This is a genomic window from Arthrobacter sp. TE12231 (assembly GCF_054062895.1).
The window spans coordinates 559,766-579,313 of record NZ_JBSSFS010000001.1 but is presented as its reverse complement, the minus strand read 5'-3'; the positions used below and the strand labels follow the sequence as shown (position 1 = coordinate 579,313).

The 19,548-nt window shown below is 66.7% G+C and carries 20 protein-coding genes; 12 read left to right on the top strand and 8 right to left on the bottom strand.

Going from position 1 to position 19,548, the window contains the following annotated elements; all coding sequences use genetic code 11:
* Positions 1 to 173 precede the first annotated feature (173 nt).
* Together ACVWYS_RS02590 and ACVWYS_RS02585 are read left to right on the top strand one after the other, a co-directional pair.
* Positions 174 to 350 carry a CsbD family protein gene (locus ACVWYS_RS02590; protein ID WP_116765351.1) on the top strand — a complete coding sequence of 59 codons (177 nt, stop codon included), beginning with the start codon at positions 174 to 176 and terminating at the stop codon, positions 348 to 350.
* Between the two features lie 117 nt (positions 351 to 467).
* Complete coding sequence (locus ACVWYS_RS02585) at positions 468 to 1,238, top strand: dienelactone hydrolase family protein (RefSeq protein WP_456508340.1); 771 nt, start codon at positions 468 to 470, stop codon at positions 1,236 to 1,238.
* 113 nt (positions 1,239 to 1,351) lie between these two features.
* Here ACVWYS_RS02585 and ACVWYS_RS02580 read toward each other — a convergent pair whose 3' ends face one another.
* Positions 1,352 to 2,812, bottom strand: a complete 1,461-nt coding sequence (locus ACVWYS_RS02580; protein ID WP_091251092.1) for an amino acid permease — start codon at positions 2,810 to 2,812, stop codon at positions 1,352 to 1,354.
* 230 nt (positions 2,813 to 3,042) lie between these two features.
* Positions 3,043 to 4,740, bottom strand: a complete 1,698-nt coding sequence (locus tag ACVWYS_RS02575; protein WP_456508339.1) for an ABC-F family ATP-binding cassette domain-containing protein — start codon at positions 4,738 to 4,740, stop codon at positions 3,043 to 3,045.
* A gap of 144 nt (positions 4,741 to 4,884) precedes the next feature.
* Here ACVWYS_RS02575 and ACVWYS_RS02570 point away from each other — a divergent pair, with 144 nt between their 5' ends.
* The 5 genes from ACVWYS_RS02570 to ACVWYS_RS02550 all read left to right on the top strand — a co-directional run bounded on the left by ACVWYS_RS02570 (position 4,885) and on the right by ACVWYS_RS02550 (position 9,270).
* On the top strand, positions 4,885 to 5,646 hold the full coding sequence (locus tag ACVWYS_RS02570) for a CPBP family intramembrane glutamic endopeptidase (RefSeq protein WP_344366469.1): 762 nt from the start codon (positions 4,885 to 4,887) through the stop codon (positions 5,644 to 5,646).
* Positions 5,647 to 5,729: 83 nt separating this feature from the next.
* Positions 5,730 to 6,170 carry a VOC family protein gene (locus ACVWYS_RS02565; RefSeq protein WP_456508338.1) on the top strand — a complete coding sequence of 147 codons (441 nt, stop codon included), beginning with the start codon at positions 5,730 to 5,732 and terminating at the stop codon, positions 6,168 to 6,170.
* Between the two features lie 21 nt (positions 6,171 to 6,191).
* Positions 6,192 to 7,145 carry a 1,4-dihydroxy-2-naphthoyl-CoA synthase gene (locus ACVWYS_RS02560; protein WP_344366476.1) on the top strand — a complete coding sequence of 318 codons (954 nt, stop codon included), beginning with the start codon at positions 6,192 to 6,194 and terminating at the stop codon, positions 7,143 to 7,145.
* 8 nt (positions 7,146 to 7,153) lie between these two features.
* The gene (locus tag ACVWYS_RS02555) at positions 7,154 to 8,314 is read left to right on the top strand and encodes an AMP-binding protein (RefSeq protein WP_456508337.1); all 1,161 of its coding nucleotides are present in this window, start codon (positions 7,154 to 7,156) and stop codon (positions 8,312 to 8,314) included.
* 74 nt (positions 8,315 to 8,388) lie between these two features.
* Positions 8,389 to 9,270: a 1,4-dihydroxy-2-naphthoate polyprenyltransferase gene (locus ACVWYS_RS02550; RefSeq protein ID WP_456508336.1), complete on the top strand. Its 882-nt coding sequence runs from the start codon at positions 8,389 to 8,391 to the stop codon at positions 9,268 to 9,270.
* A 95-nt stretch (positions 9,271 to 9,365) separates the two neighbouring features.
* Here ACVWYS_RS02550 and ACVWYS_RS02545 read toward each other — a convergent pair whose 3' ends face one another.
* Positions 9,366 to 9,674, bottom strand: coding sequence for a DUF4229 domain-containing protein (locus tag ACVWYS_RS02545; protein ID WP_344366485.1), 309 nt, complete (start codon positions 9,672 to 9,674; stop codon positions 9,366 to 9,368).
* 165 nt (positions 9,675 to 9,839) lie between these two features.
* Here ACVWYS_RS02545 and ACVWYS_RS02540 point away from each other — a divergent pair, with 165 nt between their 5' ends.
* Both ACVWYS_RS02540 and ACVWYS_RS02535 read left to right on the top strand, forming a co-directional pair.
* Positions 9,840 to 10,268 carry a PLD nuclease N-terminal domain-containing protein gene (locus ACVWYS_RS02540; RefSeq protein WP_091251080.1) on the top strand — a complete coding sequence of 143 codons (429 nt, stop codon included), beginning with the start codon at positions 9,840 to 9,842 and terminating at the stop codon, positions 10,266 to 10,268.
* A 225-nt stretch (positions 10,269 to 10,493) separates the two neighbouring features.
* Positions 10,494 to 11,486, top strand: coding sequence for a hypothetical protein (locus tag ACVWYS_RS02535; protein WP_456508335.1), 993 nt, complete (start codon positions 10,494 to 10,496; stop codon positions 11,484 to 11,486).
* Between the two features lie 192 nt (positions 11,487 to 11,678).
* On the opposite strand, the gene ccsB is transcribed toward ACVWYS_RS02535, so the two are convergent.
* The 5 genes from ccsB to ACVWYS_RS02510 are packed head-to-tail and all read right to left on the bottom strand — an operon-like array spanning position 11,679 to position 16,623.
* Entirely contained in the window at positions 11,679 to 12,791 is a 1,113-nt protein-coding gene (gene ccsB / locus ACVWYS_RS02530) for a c-type cytochrome biogenesis protein CcsB (protein WP_344366494.1), read from the bottom strand.
* Complete coding sequence (gene resB / locus ACVWYS_RS02525; protein WP_456508334.1) at positions 12,791 to 14,566, bottom strand: cytochrome c biogenesis protein ResB; 1,776 nt, start codon at positions 14,564 to 14,566, stop codon at positions 12,791 to 12,793. The genes ccsB and resB overlap by 1 nt, the downstream gene beginning before the upstream one ends.
* Positions 14,566 to 15,321 (bottom strand): cytochrome c biogenesis CcdA family protein, encoded by a 756-nt coding sequence (locus ACVWYS_RS02520; RefSeq protein ID WP_344366500.1) that lies wholly within the window; start codon positions 15,319 to 15,321, stop codon positions 14,566 to 14,568. Before ACVWYS_RS02520 ends, resB begins: the two co-directional genes overlap by 1 nt.
* Positions 15,322 to 15,334: 13 nt before the next feature.
* Positions 15,335 to 15,955, bottom strand: a complete 621-nt coding sequence (locus ACVWYS_RS02515) for a TlpA family protein disulfide reductase (RefSeq protein ID WP_116765274.1) — start codon at positions 15,953 to 15,955, stop codon at positions 15,335 to 15,337.
* Between the two features lie 2 nt (positions 15,956 to 15,957).
* On the bottom strand, positions 15,958 to 16,623 hold the full coding sequence (locus ACVWYS_RS02510) for a histidine phosphatase family protein (RefSeq protein ID WP_344366504.1): 666 nt from the start codon (positions 16,621 to 16,623) through the stop codon (positions 15,958 to 15,960).
* Positions 16,624 to 16,836: 213 nt separating this feature from the next.
* Here ACVWYS_RS02510 and ACVWYS_RS02505 point away from each other — a divergent pair, with 213 nt between their 5' ends.
* The 3 genes from ACVWYS_RS02505 to ACVWYS_RS02495 all read left to right on the top strand — a co-directional run bounded on the left by ACVWYS_RS02505 (position 16,837) and on the right by ACVWYS_RS02495 (position 19,483).
* The gene (locus ACVWYS_RS02505) at positions 16,837 to 17,385 is read left to right on the top strand and encodes a YceI family protein (RefSeq protein ID WP_091251071.1); all 549 of its coding nucleotides are present in this window, start codon (positions 16,837 to 16,839) and stop codon (positions 17,383 to 17,385) included.
* Positions 17,386 to 17,924: 539 nt separating this feature from the next.
* A complete protein-coding gene (locus ACVWYS_RS02500) occupies positions 17,925 to 18,320 on the top strand; it encodes a hypothetical protein (RefSeq protein WP_456508333.1) in 396 nt (131 codons plus the stop codon).
* A 239-nt stretch (positions 18,321 to 18,559) separates the two neighbouring features.
* Positions 18,560 to 19,483 (top strand): hypothetical protein, encoded by a 924-nt coding sequence (locus ACVWYS_RS02495; protein ID WP_456508332.1) that lies wholly within the window; start codon positions 18,560 to 18,562, stop codon positions 19,481 to 19,483.
* The last annotated feature ends 65 nt before the right edge of the window (positions 19,484 to 19,548 follow it).

Sequence of the window (19,548 nt, the reverse complement as noted above, 5' to 3'; positions counted from 1 at the left end):
GCCCGCCAGGAAAAGCCCCCAGGGTTCGCGCCGCTCTGCCGTGGCCCGGCGGCGACATCCACCGATCAGCTCGCGGCACCCTTTTGGACGGGGCCCCTTGAAGTAGTAAGCATGCTTTGTGTTATGGTGTTCGGACAGTGAATTTCTACCGGAAACGAAAGGTGGCCTGCACCATGGGTATCGGAGACAAGATTCAGAACGAAGCGGAGCACCTTGGCGGCAAGGCCAAGGAAGCCGCAGGAAACGCGACTGACAACGACCAGCTGCGGGCCGAGGGGCAGCGCGACCAGGTTGTAGCCGACGCGAAGAAGGTCGGCGAAAACGTCAAGGACGCCTTCAAAAAGGACTAGTCCTTTTCAAGAATTGCGGCGCCGGACTTTCCTTTGGGGGATGTCCGGCGCCGCTTTTTTGTGCCCTCCGGGCGAACATCCTGCAACAATGGCCCAAACAGCCACAGAGGGGACAGCATGGCACGCACCGAGGCAGACCACGGCAAGCCCGCAAGCCGGGATCTCAGCAACGTCGACCTGAGTCAGGCCAGCGCCGCGGCCGGCGGTTCGCGGGTGCTGCGAGCTTACCTGGCGACACCGGAGGGCGAGGGGCCTTTCCCGGCGGTCCTGATGATCCACGAAGTGTTCGGCCTCAATGACATCACGGTCCGCCACGCTGACAGGTTGGCGGCGGCGGGATACCTGACGCTGGCCGTTGATCTGTTCAGCGACGGCGGCGCCCGCCGCTGCCTCGTGGCCACCATGCGGGCGCTGGCGGCGGGCGAGGGACGGGCCTTCACCGACCTGGCGATAGCCCGGGACTGGCTTCTGGAATCCGGCCGGACCACCGGCAAAATCGGCGTGATCGGGTTCTGCATGGGCGGCGGATTCGCCCTGCTCCTGGCCAATGACCGCTTCGACGCCGCGGCCGTCAACTACGGCCGGCTCCCTAAGAACCCCGAGAAGGCCCTGGCCGGCGCCTGCCCGGTGGTGGGCAACTTTGGCGGCAAGGACCGCAGCATTCCCGGCGGGGCGGCGAAGCTTGAGTCCGTGCTGGACCGGCTGGGGGTGGAGAACGATGTCAAGGAGTTCCCCTCGGCCGGGCACGCGTTCCTCAACGACGCGGAGGCCGGACCGAGGGCGCTGCGGCCGCTCTTCCGGGTCATGGGCGTCGGTCCCGATCCGCAGTCGGCTCCGGAAGCCTGGCAGCGGATCGAGGACCACTTCGCTGAGCATCTGAAGACGTGAGCATTTGAAGGCGTGAGCGCCCGCGTGTTCCGCATCGGCTGCTCCGTAACTGCCCTCATGGCGTTCCAGAAGGGCGGTTACGGAGCAATCGATGGGCAGATCTGCGGCGGTTCCTAGCTGTAGAGCTCGCTCTTGGGCGCGTTGTGCTTGACCTTCTGCCAGCCCATCCACAGCATGAGGGCGAAGAACGGAACGGTGGCGAGGGTCCACAGGCCGAGGTGGAAGACCTCGCCGGTCTTGCTGGTCATGGTATCGAAGCCGATCAGCACGGTGATCGCCAGGAGCGCGAGCAGTCCGGCCCAGCTGGTCCACGGCGAGCCCGGCATCGGGAGGCTGGAGACGCGGCCCTTCTGGTGGCGCAGCGCGATCTGACTGGCGAAGATGGCGCCCCACGTGAAGATCACGCCGATCGAGGCGGTGTTCAGTGCGAGGTCGAAGGCGTGCGAGCCGCCCAGCCAGATGTTCAGCAGGATGCCCACCAGGTAGAAGGCGGCGATGGCGAGGATGGCCGCGTACGGCACGTGCCGCTTGGACATCTTGGTGAGCCACTGCGGGGCATGTCCGTTGTTGGCCATGGTGCGGAAGACTCGGCCGATCGAGTACAGGCCCGAGTTGCAGGAGGACAGAGCGGCGGTGATGACGATCATGTTCATGACGTCGCCCACCCAGCCAAGGCCCATCTGGCCGAAGACGGTGACGAACGGGGACACGCCGGCCTTGTACTGGTCCGAGGGCAGCAGCATGGCAAGCAGCAGTACGGAACCGACGTAGAAGACCACAATGCGCAGTACGACGGCGCGGATCGCCTTGGGCACTTCGCGCTTGGCGTTTTCCATCTCGCCGGCGGTGATGCCGACGAGTTCGATGCCGTTGTACGCGAAGATCACGGCGTTCAGCACCAGGACCATGACGAGGGCGCCCTTGGGGAACATCCCGCCGTCGTCGGCAAAGAGGTTGGCGACCGAGGCGTGGCCCGCGCCCACCTTGGCGTTGGTGACCACCATGAAGGTGCCCACAGCCAGGAAGATCAGGATGGCGCCGACTTTGAGGCAGGACGCCCAGAATTCAAACTCGCCGAACGCCTTGACGCTGAACAGGTTCACGGCCACCAGCAGCGCGAGCGCCGCAATCGCGGAGGCTTCCACCGGCACGTTGGGGAAGAAGAACTGGAAGTACAGGCCGATCGCGATCAGTTCCGCGATCCCGGTCATGCCCCAGTTGATGAAGTACATCCAGCCGGAGATGAAGGCGCCCTTCTTGCCGAACATTTCGCCGGCGTAGCTGACGAAGGAGCCCGAGGTCTGCCGGTACATGATGAGCTCGCCGAGGGCCCGCATCAGCAGGTAGGCGATCACGCCGGCAATGGCGTAGGAGAAGATCAGCGCCGGGCCGGTGGAGGCCAGGCGTCCGCCGGCTCCCATGAACAGGCCGACGCCGATTGCGCCGCCCATCGAGATCATCGTCACGTGGCGGCCGCTCAGGGTCTTCTTGTAGCCCTCGGCGCTGAGAGTCGAGTCGACGACGGCGGGTTGCGCCGGCGCGCTCTGAAGTTCGGTGGAAGTACTTTGTGGCACAACAGTTCCTTGCAGGTCGGATTAGGGCCGGGACGGGACCGGGATTCGGTTACACAACATGCGGGTTTGCCCCGGCGGGGCGGCAGCGTGTACCGAACCTCACAAAGTCAAAGCTTCGCGCGGCTCATCCATCGTACTAGAATTCCCGGCCGCACCGTGACGCGGGCAACACCAGACGGGCACTATGCCTAATTAATGATGCTCGATCTTCTCAATGGCCGAATAATATTCTATTTGGAGTCCTTAAATCCCGGCGCATCATTGCCTTGCGTCACGGCGCCGTCCCGCATGGCGTACCGGCGCCAGTTCCCGGCCTCAACGCCGTGCCCGGTGCGGTTCCCGCTGCTGTTTGCACGGGCGCACTTGCTGAACCACTCCCCCAGCGCGCGGTCATGGCTGACTATGACCAGCGTCCCTGCGAAGTCGGAGAGGGCCGCTTCAAGCTGTTCCACGAGGACGGGCGCCAGATGGTTGGTGGGCTCATCCACGAGCATCGTCCCGAACCCGCCGAGCAGGAGCCGGGCCAGCGCCAGCCTGCGTTGTTGCCCTGCGGAAAGGCTGCCCACCGGTACGTGGAATTCGCTGGTCCGGAAGAGTCCCAGGCGCAGCAGTGCCTCGGCGTGCTCATCGATGTTGCCGCCCAGGCCCGCGGCAAAAGCAGGCAGGAGACGCAAGGCCGGACGCCGCGGGAGCTCCAACTCCTGCTGCAGGTACCCGATCCGGCCATGCCTCACCACGGTGCCCTTGGCCGGTTCCAGCGTGCCCGCGAGGACGGAGAGCAGTGTGGACTTGCCTGCACCGTTGGGGCCCGTGATGAGGATTTTCTGGCCCGCCTCCACCCGGAAGTCCGTGGGTTCCAGGCGGCCGGGCACGGCCACCCCGCTTGCTTCAAGAGCGGGACCCGCCGCAACGTCCGCCTGCAGATCCGTTGCCAGCTTCAAGGGCACCGGGGGACGGTCGATGGGGTTGGCCTCCAGCCGGCGGAGACGTTCCTGGGCATTGCGGACCTTGCTGGTGACCGCCTTTTGCCACGTGCCGGCCTTGAAGTCGAACCCCATTTTGTCGCCGTCGCGTTGGCGGGCATAGCCCATCCTTCCCGCGACCGTGTCCGCCTGGAGCCGTTCGGCAGCCATCGCGTCCAGCCACCCCTGGTATTGCTGCGCCCAGCGCTGGCGTTCGGCAGCCTTCTCCCGCAAGTAACCTTCATATCCGTTGCCATAGCGGTTGACCGTCCGGCGTTCGGCATCAACCTCAATCACGGTTGAGGCCACTTTGCGCAAGAGCACGCGGTCGTGGGAGACCACCACCACGGTTCCGCGGTGCGCCGCCAGCCGCGCCTCCAGCCAGGCCGTGCCGCTGGCGTCAAGGTGGTTGGTGGGTTCGTCCAGGAGGAGGATGTCCGCGGGATCGGCCAGTACGCAGGCGAGTGCCACGCGTTCCTGTTCCCCGCCGGAGAGCGAGCCCAGCGTCCGCATCCGATCCAGTCCGCCCAGGCCCAGCCTGTCCAGCGCCGCCTCCACCCGGGATTCCGCGGCGTAGCCTTCCCTGAGCTGGTACCTCGTCTGCAGGTTTCCGTAGCGCTCCAGTTCGTCCGCTTCCGCGCCGGCAAGCCCGTCCTCCAGCCGGTCCAGCTCGGCCTCCAGTGCGCGCAGCGATGCCAGTGCGGCGTCGATCGCGTCGCTGACGGTGAACTGATCGGGCAGGCCATGAGCCTGGGCAAGGTAGCCGACACGGCCTTGGCTGACGGCGGTGCCCTCGTCCGGGGCCTCAAGGCCGGCCAGAACCCGGAGCAGCGTTGATTTGCCCGCGCCGTTTTCGCCGACGACCGCCACATGTTCACCGGCTGTGATGGCCAGTTCGACGCCGGCAAAGAGCTGGCGGTCCCCATAACCATGGGATACGCCCGAAAGGCGGAGATGTTCGCTCAAGGAGTCCTCGCAAGTATGTGCCCAGCCTGCCGGCGGCAGCTTGCGTCCTCAAGTATCGCACCGTCAACTCTTGCTGAGGTACCGCGGCGACTGCCGCATGGTGTACTTGACCGCGTCAGTGCGCCCCGGCGCTAGGCTGGGGGCATGGGCACAGCTCTCCGCACACCGCCGGCGCCGCAGCCGGAGCTTTACCGGTTCTCACGGCTCGATTTCATCACTGCCGGACTCTATGTGGCCGTGGCCGCATTCTTCGCCGTGGCGGGCGAACTGCTGGCGCCGCTGCTGCTGAGGCTGTCCCCCAATCCGGCCGTGGCGTCCTATACGGTGAACCTGATCTTCTACGCAACCATCGGCATCCTGGCGCTGGCCGCCGCCCGACGCGTTGCCGCGCGGGACCTCCGCGTCCTGGCCACGAGGCCCTGGTTCACCGCGCTCATGGTGCCGCTGACCGTGGTGGCGATGCTCATCCTCACCGCCGTGTTCGTGGCCGTCAGCGGGCCGGTGCAGACCTCCGCCAACCAGGCCGGTCTTCAAGCGCTCATGCAGCAGGTCCCGGTGTGGCTCATGGTGCCCCTGCTGGTGATCGTGGGCCCGTTCGTCGAGGAGTACATCTTCCGCCACCTGCTGATCGGCAAGCTGAGCCGCCGGGTCAACCTCTGGCTGTGCTGCGGCCTGTCCGTGGTCCTGTTCGCGGCCCTGCACATCGTGGGCCAGGAGCAGATGACCCTGCAGGTGCTGATGCCGTACCTCGCCATGGGCGCCGTCCTGGTGTTCGTGTACGTCTGGACCGGCAAGAACGTGATGTTCTCCTACTTCGTCCACGCCTCCAAGAATCTTCTGGCGGTGGTCTTCGTCTACGCGATTCCGCCGGAGGTCCTCGAACAGCTGCAGCGGATCCAGGGCTAGGCGAAACAACGCGGGGAGACCGGGCACTTACCGTGCGGCCCGGGCACCTTCCGTCGCGGCCCCCGGCGTCGTAGGTTCTTCCCATGACACTGAACATTCAGATCGTGGTGGACTGCATCGACCCGCACGGGCTCGCCGACTGGTGGGCCGAAACCCTGGACTGGGCCGTGGAGCCGCAGGATGAGGGCTTCATCCGCTCCATGATCGGGCAGGGTTTCGCGACGGAGGCGGAAACCCGGACTCATCACGGCAAGCTCGTCTGGGATGCCGGCGCCGCCATCGTCCCGCCCGAAGAACTCGACGCCAAGCCGCCCCTCCGCCGCATCCTGTTCCAGGCGGTCCCCGAGGACAAGACCGTCAAGAACAGGATTCACTGGGATGTGAGGCTGGCCGGCGCGGACAAGGATGAGGCGCGCGCCGCCCTGGAAGCGCGCGGCGCCACGTTCCTCTGGACGGGCCGCCAGGGACCGCACGAATGGCACACCATGGCGGACCCGGAAGGCAACGAGTTCTGCATCAGCTGAGCCGATTACTAGACTCGGACTGTGAGCAACGAAATCCCCGCCAAGGTATCCGACGTCTTTGACCCCCAGCGGTGGCGCACCGTGTCCGGTTTCGACGACTTCCAGGACATGACCTACCACCGGCAGGTGGAGCGCTCCGCCGACGGAGAGGCGGTCCGGGACCTGCCCACCGTGCGCATCGCCTTCAACCGCCCAGAGGTCCGCAACGCCTTCAGGCCCGGCACCGTGGACGAGCTCTACCGCGCCATGGACCACGCCCGGATGACCCCGGACGTGGCGACCGTGCTGCTCACCGGGAACGGCCCCTCCTCCAAAGACGGCGGCCACTCGTTCTGTTCGGGCGGCGACCAGCGGATCCGCGGCCGCGACGGGTACCGCTACGCCGATGGGGAGACGAAGGAGTCCATCGACCCCGCCCGCGCGGGCCGGCTCCACATCTTGGAGGTCCAGCGGCTCATGCGCACCATGCCCAAGGTGGTGATCGCCGTCGTCAACGGCTGGGCAGCCGGCGGCGGGCATTCCCTCCACGTGGTCTCGGACCTCACCATCGCCTCCCGCCAGCACGGCAAGTTCAAGCAGACCGACGCCACTGTGGGAAGCTTCGACGCCGGTTACGGCTCGGCCCTCCTGGCCCGTCAGATCGGCCAGAAGGCCGCCCGGGAAATCTTCTTCCTGGCCCGCGAATATTCCGCCGAAGACATGGTCCGGATGGGCGCGGTCAACGAGGCCGTGGACCACGAACGACTCGAGGAAGTCGCGCTGGAGTACGCCGCCGACATCGCCCGGCAGTCCCCGCAGGCCATCCGCATGCTCAAGTTCGCATTCAACCTGGCCGACGACGGCCTGGCCGGCCAGCAGGTCTTCGCCGGCGAAGCGACCCGTCTGGCCTACATGACCGACGAGGCCGTGGAAGGCAAGGAAGCCTTCCTCGAAAAGCGCGACCCCGACTGGTCCAAATTCCCGTACTACTTCTAAGGCGCAGTGTGACTTCCGGAGCTATCAACATCGAACCTGCGCTCAAGGCGCTGGCTGCTGCCCTCCACGGTGAGGGACCCGCCGTCGAACTCTCCGTCGGGCCGGACGGCGCTCCGGTGCTGGCGTTCCCCGCAACGCCCGGCATCGAGGACGCAGCCGTCGTGGTGCGGACGTCCGGGTCCACGGGCACGCCGAAGGCAACCGTCCTCACCGTCGACGCCCTGGCGGCGTCGTCGGTGGCGACCGCCTTTGCGCTGAAGGGCGAAGGCCAGTGGCTGCTGGCCCTCCCCGTGCAGTATGTGGCCGGCCTGCAGGTGCTGGTCCGCTCCCTCTTTGCGGGCACCCGCCCGTGGGTCATGGACATGTCCGGCGGCTTCACCCCGGAGGCCTTCACGGCCGCGGCTTTGGAGCTCACGGACAAGATCCGTTTCACCTCGCTGGTGCCCACCCAGCTGCAGCGGCTGCTGGACTCGCCCTCGGCCGAGACGCTGGCCGTGCTGCGGCGCTTTAACGCCGTCCTGCTCGGCGGCGGCCCCGCGGCCCCGGAGCTGCTCGCGGCGGCCCGTGACGCCGGAGTCAAGGTGGTGACCACCTACGGGTCGGCCGAGACCTGCGGCGGGTGCGTGTACGATGGCTTCCCGCTCGAAGACGTCCTGGTCCGCGTGGCGGAAGACGGCCGCATCCTGCTGGGCGGGGCAACCGTCGCCGCCGGGTATCTGGATGCCCCCGAGCTCTCGGCCGGCGCCTTCATCGAAGAGGACGGCGTCCGCTGGTACCGGACCAACGACCTCGGCGAACTGGACGCCGACGGCCGGCTCACCGTGCTCGGGCGGGCCGACGACGTCGTGATCACCGGCGGCCTGAAGGTTTCGGCCGCGCGCGTCCAGGCCGAGCTGGAAAAGCTCGACGGCGTGCGCGCCGCCTTCGTGGCCGGCGTGCCCTCCGCGGAGTGGGGCCACGCCCTGGCCGCGTACGTCGCGGTGGCCGACAGTTCCCCGGAAGGCCTGGCCGCGTTCGCCGACGGCCCGAACGAAACTTGGCGGACGGCGCTGGGTGCGCTGGCGCCTAAAACGGTCCTGCCCGCCGCGGAACTGCTCATGCTGCCCAACGGCAAGCCGGACCGCCTCGGCATGACGGCCCTGCTCGATGCCCTGCATCAGGGAAAATAGACAAGCGGCTTCCGGCTTCCGGCCGGGTATCGAACCAACCAACGAGCATTCAACGAACCAATGAGGTACTGACCGTGGCCACAGCCGCACAATGGATCCAAGGCGCCCGACTGCGCACCCTGCCCGCCGCGATTGCGCCGGTGCTGATCGGCAGCGCGGCGGCCTACGAGATGGATTCGTTCATCCTGCTGAACGCCGTGCTGGCCGCACTGGTCGCCCTGCTCCTGCAGATCGGTGTCAACTACGCCAACGACTACTCGGACGGCATCCGCGGTACGGATGAAGACCGGGTGGGCCCGCTCCGGCTGGTGGGCTCCGGCGCTGCCAAGCCCGAACACGTCAAACAGGCCGCGTTCGCGGCGTTCGGGCTGGCGATGCTGTTTGGCCTGATCCTGGTGATCATCACGCAGGCCTGGTGGCTCATCCTGGTCGGCATCGGCTGCGTGCTGGCCGCCTGGGGCTACACGGGCGGCAAGAACCCGTACGGCTACCTCGGCCTGGGCGACGTCTTTGTGTTCGTGTTCTTCGGCCTCGTGGCAACGCTGGGCACCACCTACACCCAGGCCGGCCAGCTCAGCCTCGCCGCCATCATCGGGGCGATCGGCACGGGGCTGATCGCGTGCGCCCTGCTGATGGCGAACAACGTCCGCGACATCCCGACCGACAGGAAGGCCGGAAAGAAAACCCTGGCCGTGCGGCTCGGCGACAAGCATGCCCGCGAAAGCTACGTGCTGATGCTCGCCGTCGCGATCCTGCTGGTGATCGTCCTGGCCCCGGCCAGGCCGTGGATGCTGATTGTGCTGCTGCTGATCCCTGCCAGCCTCATGCCGTCCTGGCTCATGATCTCCGGGCGGCGCCGGAAGAGCCTCATCCCGGTCCTGAAGCAGACCGGACTGATCAACCTCGGCTTCGCGGCACTGTTTTCACTGGGACTCGTCCTGAGTCACGGCTTCTAGCACGCTGTTTCCAAGAACGGATTCGAGTCCGTGGCCCGGCGCTGCTTCCGAGTCATGGCCGGCGCTCCGGCCCGGCGGGTTCCGGCCCGGCGCTGTTAGGAGTCTTTGGGGCGGGCGTCCGTGTGGACGGCAATGTCGGGGTTCGCATCCACCATTCGGTCTTCGGCCTCGGCGTCAGCCACCTCACCGGCACTGCGCAGCGGCTTGGCCTTGCCCGAGAACCGGTGGTGGAGCGTCGCGGTGGCCGCGTCGCGCTGCCTCTGGAAGAACAGGAAGCTGATGGCGAAAGACATCATCCCGGCGCACAGCGCGGCCAGGAGCACCCCCAGCTGCAGGTAGAGGAAAAGTGCGAAGAGAGGCGCAAACAGCGCCAACCGAATCAGGGAGTATTTGAGGAAAGCCACACCCCAAGTTTAGCCGCCAGGACGGCAGCCCGGCTTCGGCCGCCGACCTCCCCGCGGCTCCGGCGCCCCTGACGTGTCCCGGCAGCAGTACCGGTGCCCGGACCCGGGGACGGACCGGGGGCGGTGATCGGCGCCGTCGGGCCGCTTGACGGCTAGACTGAAGATATGCTCCGAGTAGTGGTCCCGATCGTCATACTGGTCGTATTCGTCTATGGACTTGTCGACCTCATCCGGACTGACAAGCGGTTGACCAGGGGGATCTCCAAAACGGCTTGGATCTTCGTGCAGATCCTCCTCCCCGTGGTCGGCGCCATCCTGTGGTTCCTGATCGGACGCCCCCGTGCCACGGACACCGCGCCCGTCGCCTACAGCCACCCCGTAGCGCCCGACGACGACCCCGATTTTCTGCGCAACCTTGAAATCCGCCGCCGCAACCAGGCCGAGGCCGACCGGCTCAAGAGGCTCAAGGACCAACTCGATGCCAAGGAGCGCAAGCTTGACGCCGGCAACGGGGATGCGAGCCGCCCGGAGAGCGCCGGCGATGCCCGCGAACCAGGCGACGCCGGCACGCAAGGCACCGACGAGGTCAAGTAGCACTACTCCGGCCCTCATTCCCCCGGTCCAACGACTCCGCGCCATACTAACTGCCGCCATTCGCCCCAGATGGCCGGAATCCCGGCCTCAAAGCGGCCATCTCCGGCAAATGGCCGCCACTCATCCACTCGGCGGCTGCTGCTCACACGGCCCACTTCTCCCCCACACCCGGCCCGCTCTGTGGACAACTCCCGAGCCTCCTCGACGCGGGCGCAGAATGCTCATATGCGCGAGCCCAGTGAGCTACCCCCGCACCTTCGACATCGACCCTTCACCGTGGCCGAGGCCCGCACTGCCGGGCTGAGCCGACGACGGACCCGGGCCCAGGATCTCGCCAGCCCCTGTTACGGAGTGCGCGCCACCGCCGCCGCCCCGAATAGTTTGCTGGCGCGTGTGCACGCCCTGACGGCGGTGACGGGCGCAGTCGTGAGCCATCTGTCTGCGGCCGTGCTGTGGGGCTTCCCGCTGCCGCGCGCCTTGGAGAACCTGACTGTCGTCCATCTGACGAGTCAACCGGGCCGGCGCGCTGTGCGGCGTAAGAATGTGGTGGGCCATCAGCAGTCACTCGAAACGGAGGAGATCGTGTCCGGTGTCAGGGTGAGCTGCACATCCCCGCTGCGAACGTGGTTCGATCTCGCCGGCATACTGAGTCTCGATGAATTGGTGATTGCCGGGGACTTCCTATTGCGGCGGAGAAATCCATTGACCACGATCGACAGGCTGGACGCATACCTCGCCGGGAAGCAAGGCAGGGCGGGCTACCGGCGCGCTATGCGTGCCCGCTCCCTGATACGCGCCGACACGGACTCCCCCAAAGAGACGGAACTCCGGCTACTTCTGATTCGGCACGGCCTGCCCGAACCCGGAGTCAACGTCCCCATGTTCGACGAGACCGGGGGTTGGATCCAGGACCCGGACCTCTCGTACGAGCAAGAAAAGGTAGCGATTCAGTTCGACGGCGGCCATCATGCCGCTCCGGCCCAGCGTCGCAGCGACATCTTCCGGGATGAGAACGCCAGGGATGCCGGGTGGCGCGTCGTCGTATTGACCCAATGGCACTTGGCCCCGTTCGCCCCGGGGATGGAGCCGGCGGCGGTTACCCGAGTGCGTGCCGCGTTGACGGAGCGCGGCTGGACTCCTCCCGCCCCGGTTCCACAGCAGGGGCGACGCCAGCGTGCTCGCCCCACACCGAACTCACTTGACACGAATGGCCGCTGAGCCTGGTGGCGTAGCGGCCATCTGTGGCGAATCGAGGGAGTGCGGGGCCGACGCAGCCTAGTGCCGCCGCGCCATGCCGCGCTGCCCCAGCCGACCCACACCGCACTCACTTGGCACGAATGGCCGCCAAACGCGGTAGCTTGGCGGCCATTCGTGGCGGATCGCGGAGGCGTTGCGGCTCTGGGGTGCGGTCTACAGCCCCGAGTAGGAGTGCAGGCCGTTGAAGAACTGGTTCACGATCGTGAAGTTGAAGACCACGCACAGGTAGCCGACGATCGACAGCCAGGCGGCGCGGGTTCCGGTCCAGCCACGGGTGGCGCGGGCGTGCAGGTAGCCGGCGTAAACCACCCAGATCACGAAGGTCCAGACTTCCTTCGTGTCCCAGCCCCAGAACCGGCCCCAGGCCTTCTCCGCCCAGATGGCGCCGAACATGAGCGTGAACGTCCAGCCGACGAACGCGATCGCGTTGATGCGGTAGGACAGGTTCTCCAGGCTCAGGGCGTTTGGCACGAGGCGCATGAATCCCAGCTTGTCGGCACCTCCCGCGGCGATGGTCTTCTGCCGGTGCGACTGCACGAGCTGCAGCGCGGACATGGCGAAGGTCAGGGTGAACAGGGCAGAGGACATCACCGCGATGGAGACGTGGATGATCAGCCAGTAGCTCTGCAGAGCGGGCACGAGGTGCCCCACGGGCGTCCAGAAGGCGATGGAGGCCGCAACGAGCATGATGATCGCCAGGCCGATCACGAACGTGCCCAGGAAGCGCAGGTCGCGGCGGATCAGGACCAGCAGGAAGACGGCAACGGCCACGAAGGCACCGGTGGTGAGGAATTCGTACATGTTGCCCCACGGCACCCGGCCCGCGCCGAGCGCACGGGTGATCACACCGGCAGCATGGATTGCGGCGCCCAGGACGGTCAGCGCGACAGCCACCCGCGCGGGGACCCGCCGCTCGCCGCCGTAGCGCATGCTGCCGTCGGCGGTGTAGCCGGCCCCTGCCGCGCCGCTACGGCCTGAGGAGGACGACGTCGGACGTTCGGCGCGGCCCACGGGTCCGCTGACATCCGAATCGGCGCGGTCAGCGTCGCCTCCGGCGGCCCCCGCACCGACGCCGACGGGGACGCGCGCGGCCTCGGCCGTCTGGCCGGAGAGTTCCGCCGCCTTGAGGTCCACCGCGCGCAGCATCTTGCTGCTCTTGGCCAGGTCCCAGGCGAAGGCGATGAAGGCCACTGTGTATGTGCCGGCGGCCAGCAGCATGAAGAGCTCGCTGTACTGGCCCATGGTTTCGTTGATCGAGAACAGCATTACTGATCCTTCTTCGACTCAGAGGAGCCGGCTGTTGACTGAATGAAGTCTTCTGCGGGGTGTTCAGGGGAGGCGTCCGTGCCGCCGGCACCGCTCTCGGCGGTATCTGCCCGGTCATTATCCGCCGTCCTGCTGGGAGCGGGCTGGGAACCGGGCGCGGCGTCCTCGCCCAGCAGCCATTCGCTGGACAGGAGTTTGCGGATGGCCGCGGCTTCCCCGGCCAGGCGGTGGTCCTCGCCGCGGGCCAGGAGACCGTATTCCACCATGGTGCGGCCGTCCTCGTGGGTGCCGGTCCGGACCCAGACGCGGCGGCGGTTCACGTAGAGCGAGGTGACCAGCCCGGCGACGGCCAGAAGCGCGAAGATCAGGGCGTAGAGCTGGCCGGGGTTGTGGTGGATGTCCACGCCGACGTAGCGCTTCACGCCGTCGAAGCTGATGGAGCCCTTGCCGTCCGGCAGCGTGTAGGTGCTTCCGGGCGACAGGACGATGCCCTTGGTGGGCAGGTTCCGCGCATTGAGCGGCGTCAGCTTCTTGACGTCGAGTTCGAACACGTTCTGCGGGGCCCCCGCGTTCAGGCCGAGGTCGCCGAAGTACGAGTTCAGGGTCAGCTGCGGGTTGATGAGCTCCGGATCACCGCTGAAGGATACGCCCTTGTCGGTGATGAAGGCCGTCGGCAGGAAGAACCCGGCGAACGCGAGCTGCTCCGGCTTGGCGTCCGGGACTTTGATGACCACGGAAGAGTAGTAGTTCTCGCCCTGGAGTTTGGCGACCACGGGTCCCTGCATGGCGATGTTCCCGGCGGCGTCGCGGACGGTGACCACGGGGGCGTAGCCGTTGCCCGTGAGGTACACGCTGGTGCCGCCGAGGCTCAGGGGGTCGTTGACTTTGAGCAATTCCTTCTTGGCCGGCGCGTCCGGGTTTTCCTTCGTGGTCACTTCGGCTGTGAAATCGATGGGCTGTCCGAACTTGCCCTTGGATTCGCGGTCGAAGGTGATGTCGAACTTATCCAGCTGGACGGAATACGGCTGAAGCTGGCTGCTCTGGAAGTTCGTGCCGGGCGTGAACTGGTCATAGCCGACGAGGGTGTTGACGAAGGTGTCGCCCTCCACCAGGATCCGCTGCCCGCTGTAGCCGAAGAGGCCGCCGGCCGCCACCGAGACCAGCACCCCGATCAGCGCGGTGTGGAAGACGAGGTTGCCGACTTCCTTCAGGAAGCCGCGCTCGGCCCCGAGGGAGGGCCGCTCGCCATCGCGGTCCCGGACATCCACCCGGTATCCGCGCTTTTTCAGCAGCTCCGCGGCGTCGGAGATAGCCGCCGACGCCGGGATCCCGGCGTCGGCCGGAATCACCAGGGTGCCGTATTCGGGGAGGCGGGACAGCCGTGCCGGGGTGCGCGGAGGCTGGGAGCGCATCGCTTTGTAGTGCGCGATGGCACGCGGGATCACACAGCCGATCAGCGAGATGAACAGCAGGAGGTAGATCGCGGAAAACCACGCCGAAGAGTAGACGTCGTAGAGCTGGACCGAGTCCAGGATCTTGCCGTAGTCAGGGTGGTCCTGGATGTACTGCGTGACAATTGACGGGTTGGCGGGCCGCTGCGGAAACAGCGAGCCGGGCACGGCGGCGACGGCCAGCAGCAGGAGCAGGAACAGGGCCGTGCGCATGCTGGTCAGCTGCGTCCACGCCCAGCGGAGCATGCCCAACGGACCCAGCGAGGGCATGACGGCCTCGGACTTGGGGGACTTTTTCTTCTTTACGTTCACGCGCTCGCTCATCAGATCGGCAATTTCACATCGGTTTGGAACCAGTACTGCAACCCGGAGACCCAGGTACCCCACACGCCGCTGGCCATCAGGACGCCGAGCAGGATCAGGATGCCGCCGCCGGTGCGCTGGATGGCGAGCCGGTGCTTGCGGAAGAAGGACATCACGCCAATGCCGCGGCGCACAGCCAGCGCGATCAGCAGGAACGGGATACCCAGCCCAAGGCTATACACGAAGGCCAGGAACGCCCCCTTCGCCGCGGACGAGCCGCCGGAGAGGCTGAGCAGCTGGACGGCGGAATAGGTGGGACCGATGCACGGGGCCCAGCCCAGCCCGAAGGTGATGCCGAGCAAGGGCGCACCCCATAGGCCGGCCGGCGGTTTGGCATGGATCTTGGCATCGCGTTGCAGCCAGCCGAAGCCGCCCATGAACACCACGCCCATGATGATCACCAGGATACCCAGCAACTGGGTGATCCACCTGTTCTGCGAGCCGGTGATGAGGCTGCCCAGCTGCCCGAACGCCCCGCCAAGCAGCACGAAGATCACGGAGAAGCCCAGGACGAAGAGCCCGATCCCGGCCAGCATGCGGCCGCGCCTTTGCTTCTGCAGGTCGACGCCGGTCAGCCCGGTGACGTAGCCGAGGTATCCGGGGACGAGCGGAAGGACGCAGGGAGAGAGGAAGGAGACAAATCCCGCCAAGAGGGCAACGGGAATGGCCAGCAGGAGCGATCCGTTCAGGATGGCTTCGGCGAAGGGGCTGTTCACGGTGTGGACCGCGCTACTCGGCCACGGCGGCGGCGATGAGGGATTTAAGGGTGCCCTGCTGGATTTCGCCGAGCACCCGGGACGCGACGCGGCCCTGCTTGTCGAGCACGAGGGTGGTGGGCACAGCGCCGGGCGGCACGAGACCGGAGACGGCAAGCAGTACGGCGCCGTCTTTGTCGTTGAAGCTTGGGTACGTCAGCTTGAAGGTCTGGTCGAACGCGTCGGCCGTGGGTTTCTCGTCGCGCAGGTTGACGCCGAAGAACTGCACGCCCTGGTTCTTGAATTCCTGGTGCAGCGACTCAAGGGTGGGCGCTTCGACCCGGCAGGGGGCGCACGCGGCGAACCAGAAGTTCAGCACGGTGACTTTGCCGGTGAAGTCTGCCGAGGTGACGGCGGTGCCGTCGAACAGCGTCCCCTTGAGCTCCACGGGACTCTTGCGGTCCGCGACGGCGAATTCGGTCACGGATCCGTCGCCGGCCACGTAGTTCTTGTTGTCCCCGGCCTTGGCCTGCTTGGCGAGGGCATCGTCCTGGGCGCAGCCGGACAGCCCGAATACTGCGGCGAGGGCGGCCCCGCCGGCCGTCAGGACGTTGCGGCGGGACAGCGGAGCCCCGGCACGTCGGTTCTCTGCCATGGTCAGGCTCCCGGGGTGCTGGCGGCACCGGGCAAGAGGGCGGCAGCGGGCTCGCTGTAGTCAACCCGTACGAGCACGCCGGCGTCGTCGAACACCAGGGACGTCAGCGAGGTCAGCGTGCACTCGCGCTTCCGCGGATCATGCCACAGCGGGCGGCCCTCGGCGCTGAGCCGCGTGGCCCAGATGGGCAGCTGGTGGCTGACCAGGATGGCTTCGGCCCCGTCGCCGCCAAGCTCGATCGCCCGGACCCGTGCGTCCTGGACCGCCGCGATGACCCGCGCAGCCTGCTCCTTGTAGGGCTCACCCCACGACGGCCGGAGCGGGTTATACAGCTTGGTCCAGTGCTTGGGCCGGAGCAGCTCCGCCTTAGAGACGTGGAGACCCTCAAAGTAGTTGGCCGCTTCGATAATGCGGGCGTCGGTGGCGATCTCAAGACCCAAGGCTGCGGCAATCGGCTGGGCCGTCTCCTGCGCGCGGGCCAGCGGCGACGCCGCCAGGTGGACGATCCGGGCCCCTTGCTCGGACCGCTCGCTGAAGTGTTCGGCCAGCGTGCGGGCCATCTCCCGGCCGAGTTCGGAGAGGTGGAATTCCGGCAGCCTGCCGTACAGGACACCATCGGGATTGTGGACCTCGCCGTGGCGGAGCAAATGAACAGTGGCTTGGGGCATGTCTACCAGTTTCTCAAAGATGACGGTCGATCTGAAATCTTCTACGGAAGGTAGAACTGACGAGTTTTGAAAAATGTTCCCTGGAGTTGGAATAAAAGATGCAAATGCATGTTTATACTGGGTGAAGCAGTTAGTTGAGATTTCAACCAATGAGGTTTCAAGTAACGATCAGACGAACCGCAGCAGGACCCACCCGACTCAAGGAGCATCACCATGGCACTTCCCGCAAACGTCACCACCGGCACCTGGACCCTCGACCCGTCGCACAGCGAGATCGGGTTCACCGTCCGCCACGCAGGCATCAGCAAGGTCCGCGGCCAGTTCACCGACGCCGCAGCCACGCTGGACCTCTCCGAGAACGTCACCGACTCCAAGGTGAGCGCCTCGATCAAGACCGCGAGCTTCGACTCCGGCGATGCCAACCGCGACGGCCACGTCCGCGGCGAGGACTTCTTCGACGTCGAGAAGTTCCCGGAGATCTCCTTCGTCTCCAACACCATCGTCCCCAAGGGCGACGCCTACGAACTCCAGGGCGACCTCACCATCAAGGGCATCACCCGCCCGGTGGCCCTCGAGACCGAGTTCAACGGCGTGGCCGTCGATCCGTTCGGCAACACCCGCGCCGGACTCACCGCCGAAACCACCATCAGCCGGAAGGACTTCGGCCTGACCTGGAACGCGGTCCTCGAAGCCGGCGGCGTGCTGGTCAGCGACAAGGTTGCCATCAACCTGGAACTGGCCTTCATCGCTCCCGCGGCATAGCCACTACTCTCCCCGCTGGCCGCCCGACGCCGGGTGGCCGGTTCCGGCGCCCTGCTTCATCTTCGCGATGAAGCAGGGCGCCGTTGTTTCCGCCATTTTTCCGCAGTTGCTTCGCGGGCCGCGGTGGGCCTCGGATTCCCTAGATAACAGGGTATCGCCGGTCTACAGTGAGAGCCATGAGCAACCCGAGTGATGTACCGCCGCAGCAGCCAGGCGCCCATCCCCCGCCGCCGGGCAGTGTCCCGCTGGCCGGCCCGGAGCAGCCGCCGGGCTACCAGGCACCGCCGCCGGGTTATCAGGCGCCCCCGCCGGGCTACCAGGCACCGCCGCCGGGCTATGGGGCACCTCCACCCGGGTACCAGGCACCGCCGCCGGGCTATGAGGCGCCTCCACCCGGGTACCAGGCACCGCCGCCGGGCTACCAGGGGCAGCCGGCGCCTACGGGCGGATTCCGCTTCGAGATGCCTGCGGACCGCCCGAGAAGCTTTAGCGATGCATTGCCCGCGGGCGGCCTGTCCGGCATGTTCAAGGTCACCGCAATGCCCACAGAGCTGAAGGTCTCGTATTGGATCTGGCTCATCGGCGGGCTTCTGGGCATCCTCGGCGGAATCATTGGTTTGTTCGGGTCCTTTGTCATCATCGCCTTTGCGCCGCCCCTCGGGCTCCTGGTGTTCGTCCTGGTGTTGGTGGCCCTCGTGCTGGCGACTGCCCAGATCATCCTGGCCATGAAGATGAAGGAGGGCCGGGAGTGGGCCCGCTTCGCCCTGACAGTCCTTGTTGGCATCTCCTTGGTGCTGGCCATCGTTAGTGCCGGTCTCGCTGCCGGTCGGGGCGGTGGAGGCCTGCCGGGCTTCTTCATCAGCCTGGCGGCAACCGTGCTCATGTGGCTGCCAAATTCACAGGCTTGGTTTGTCGCCCATCGGGGCCGAATCTAGGCCTGCCGCGCCCCGGGATTCCCTCTGATGGCAGTGGCGTGCGCGCGGCCCGACCGCCCGTCCCGCTTGCCGTCCAGCCGCGGCACAGCCGGGGGTCGAACGAGGGTTGAGAATACCCCTTCGGAATGATCCGCACGGCGGCCGGCCCGCGGTACGGTGGAGCTAAACCATGCTGGGGGCAGGGCAGGATCGCTGGTCCCGGTGGCCGATTCCGTGATCGACTCGCAAAGGACCGCTTCATGAGCAACCCTCCAGTCCAGCCTTCACCTCCCAACGGCTCCGAGCCGGGAGGGGAGTCCAACCCTGCCAACGGTCAGAACGCGCCGCAGACCCCGCAGTACGGCCAGCAGACGCCCCCGGCCTACGGCCAAAACGCCCCGCAGACTCCGCAGTACGGCCAGCAGACGCCCCCGGCCAACGGTCAGAACGCCCCGCAGACTCCGCAGTACGGCCAGCAGACGCCCCCGGCCTACGGCCAAAACGCCCCGCAGACTCCGCAGTACGGCCAGCAGACGCCCCCGGCCTACGGCCAAAACGCCCCGCAGGCTCCGCAGTACGGCCAGAACGCACCGCAGTACGGCCAGCAGACCCCGCCGGCCTACGGCCAAAACGCCCCGCAGACTCCGCAGTATGGCCAGAACGCCCCGCAGTATGGCCAGGCCCCCTACGCCCAGTACCCGTCCGAGCAGCCTCAGGCTGCTGGCCCCGCTCCCCAGCTCGTCAACACCTCGTTCTGGCTGATCATCGCGGCAGGCGCGGTGTGGGTGATTTCCATGCTGCTGTCCTTGGGCACCCTGGACAGCCCCGCCGTTCGGGACCTGTTCGAGCAGCAGATGGCAACAAGCGGCACGAAGGTCGATTTCGAGTCCCTCAAAGGTGTCCTGATCGGCACCATCGTGGTGATCGCCGTGATCACCGCCGGGCTGTACGCCCTCGTGGCGTTCAATGTCCGCAAGGGCAAGAACTGGGCCCGTATTTTGGGCACGGTGTTTGCTGCGCTGTCGATCCTAAACCTCTTCCCGTTCAGCCTCGCCACCTTGGCCGCGCTGCTCGGCATTGCGGCCATCGTGCTGCTGTACCTGCCCGCGGCGTCGCCCTATTTCCAGAAGCGGCAACCCTTTGCCAACCCCTACGGGCGTCCCGGGGCGCCCTTCGGGAAGTAGCTGAACCAAGGACTCCCCAACAGGGAACTGCCCAACGGGCGCGGGAGCCGGAGGACCTGGCCGAA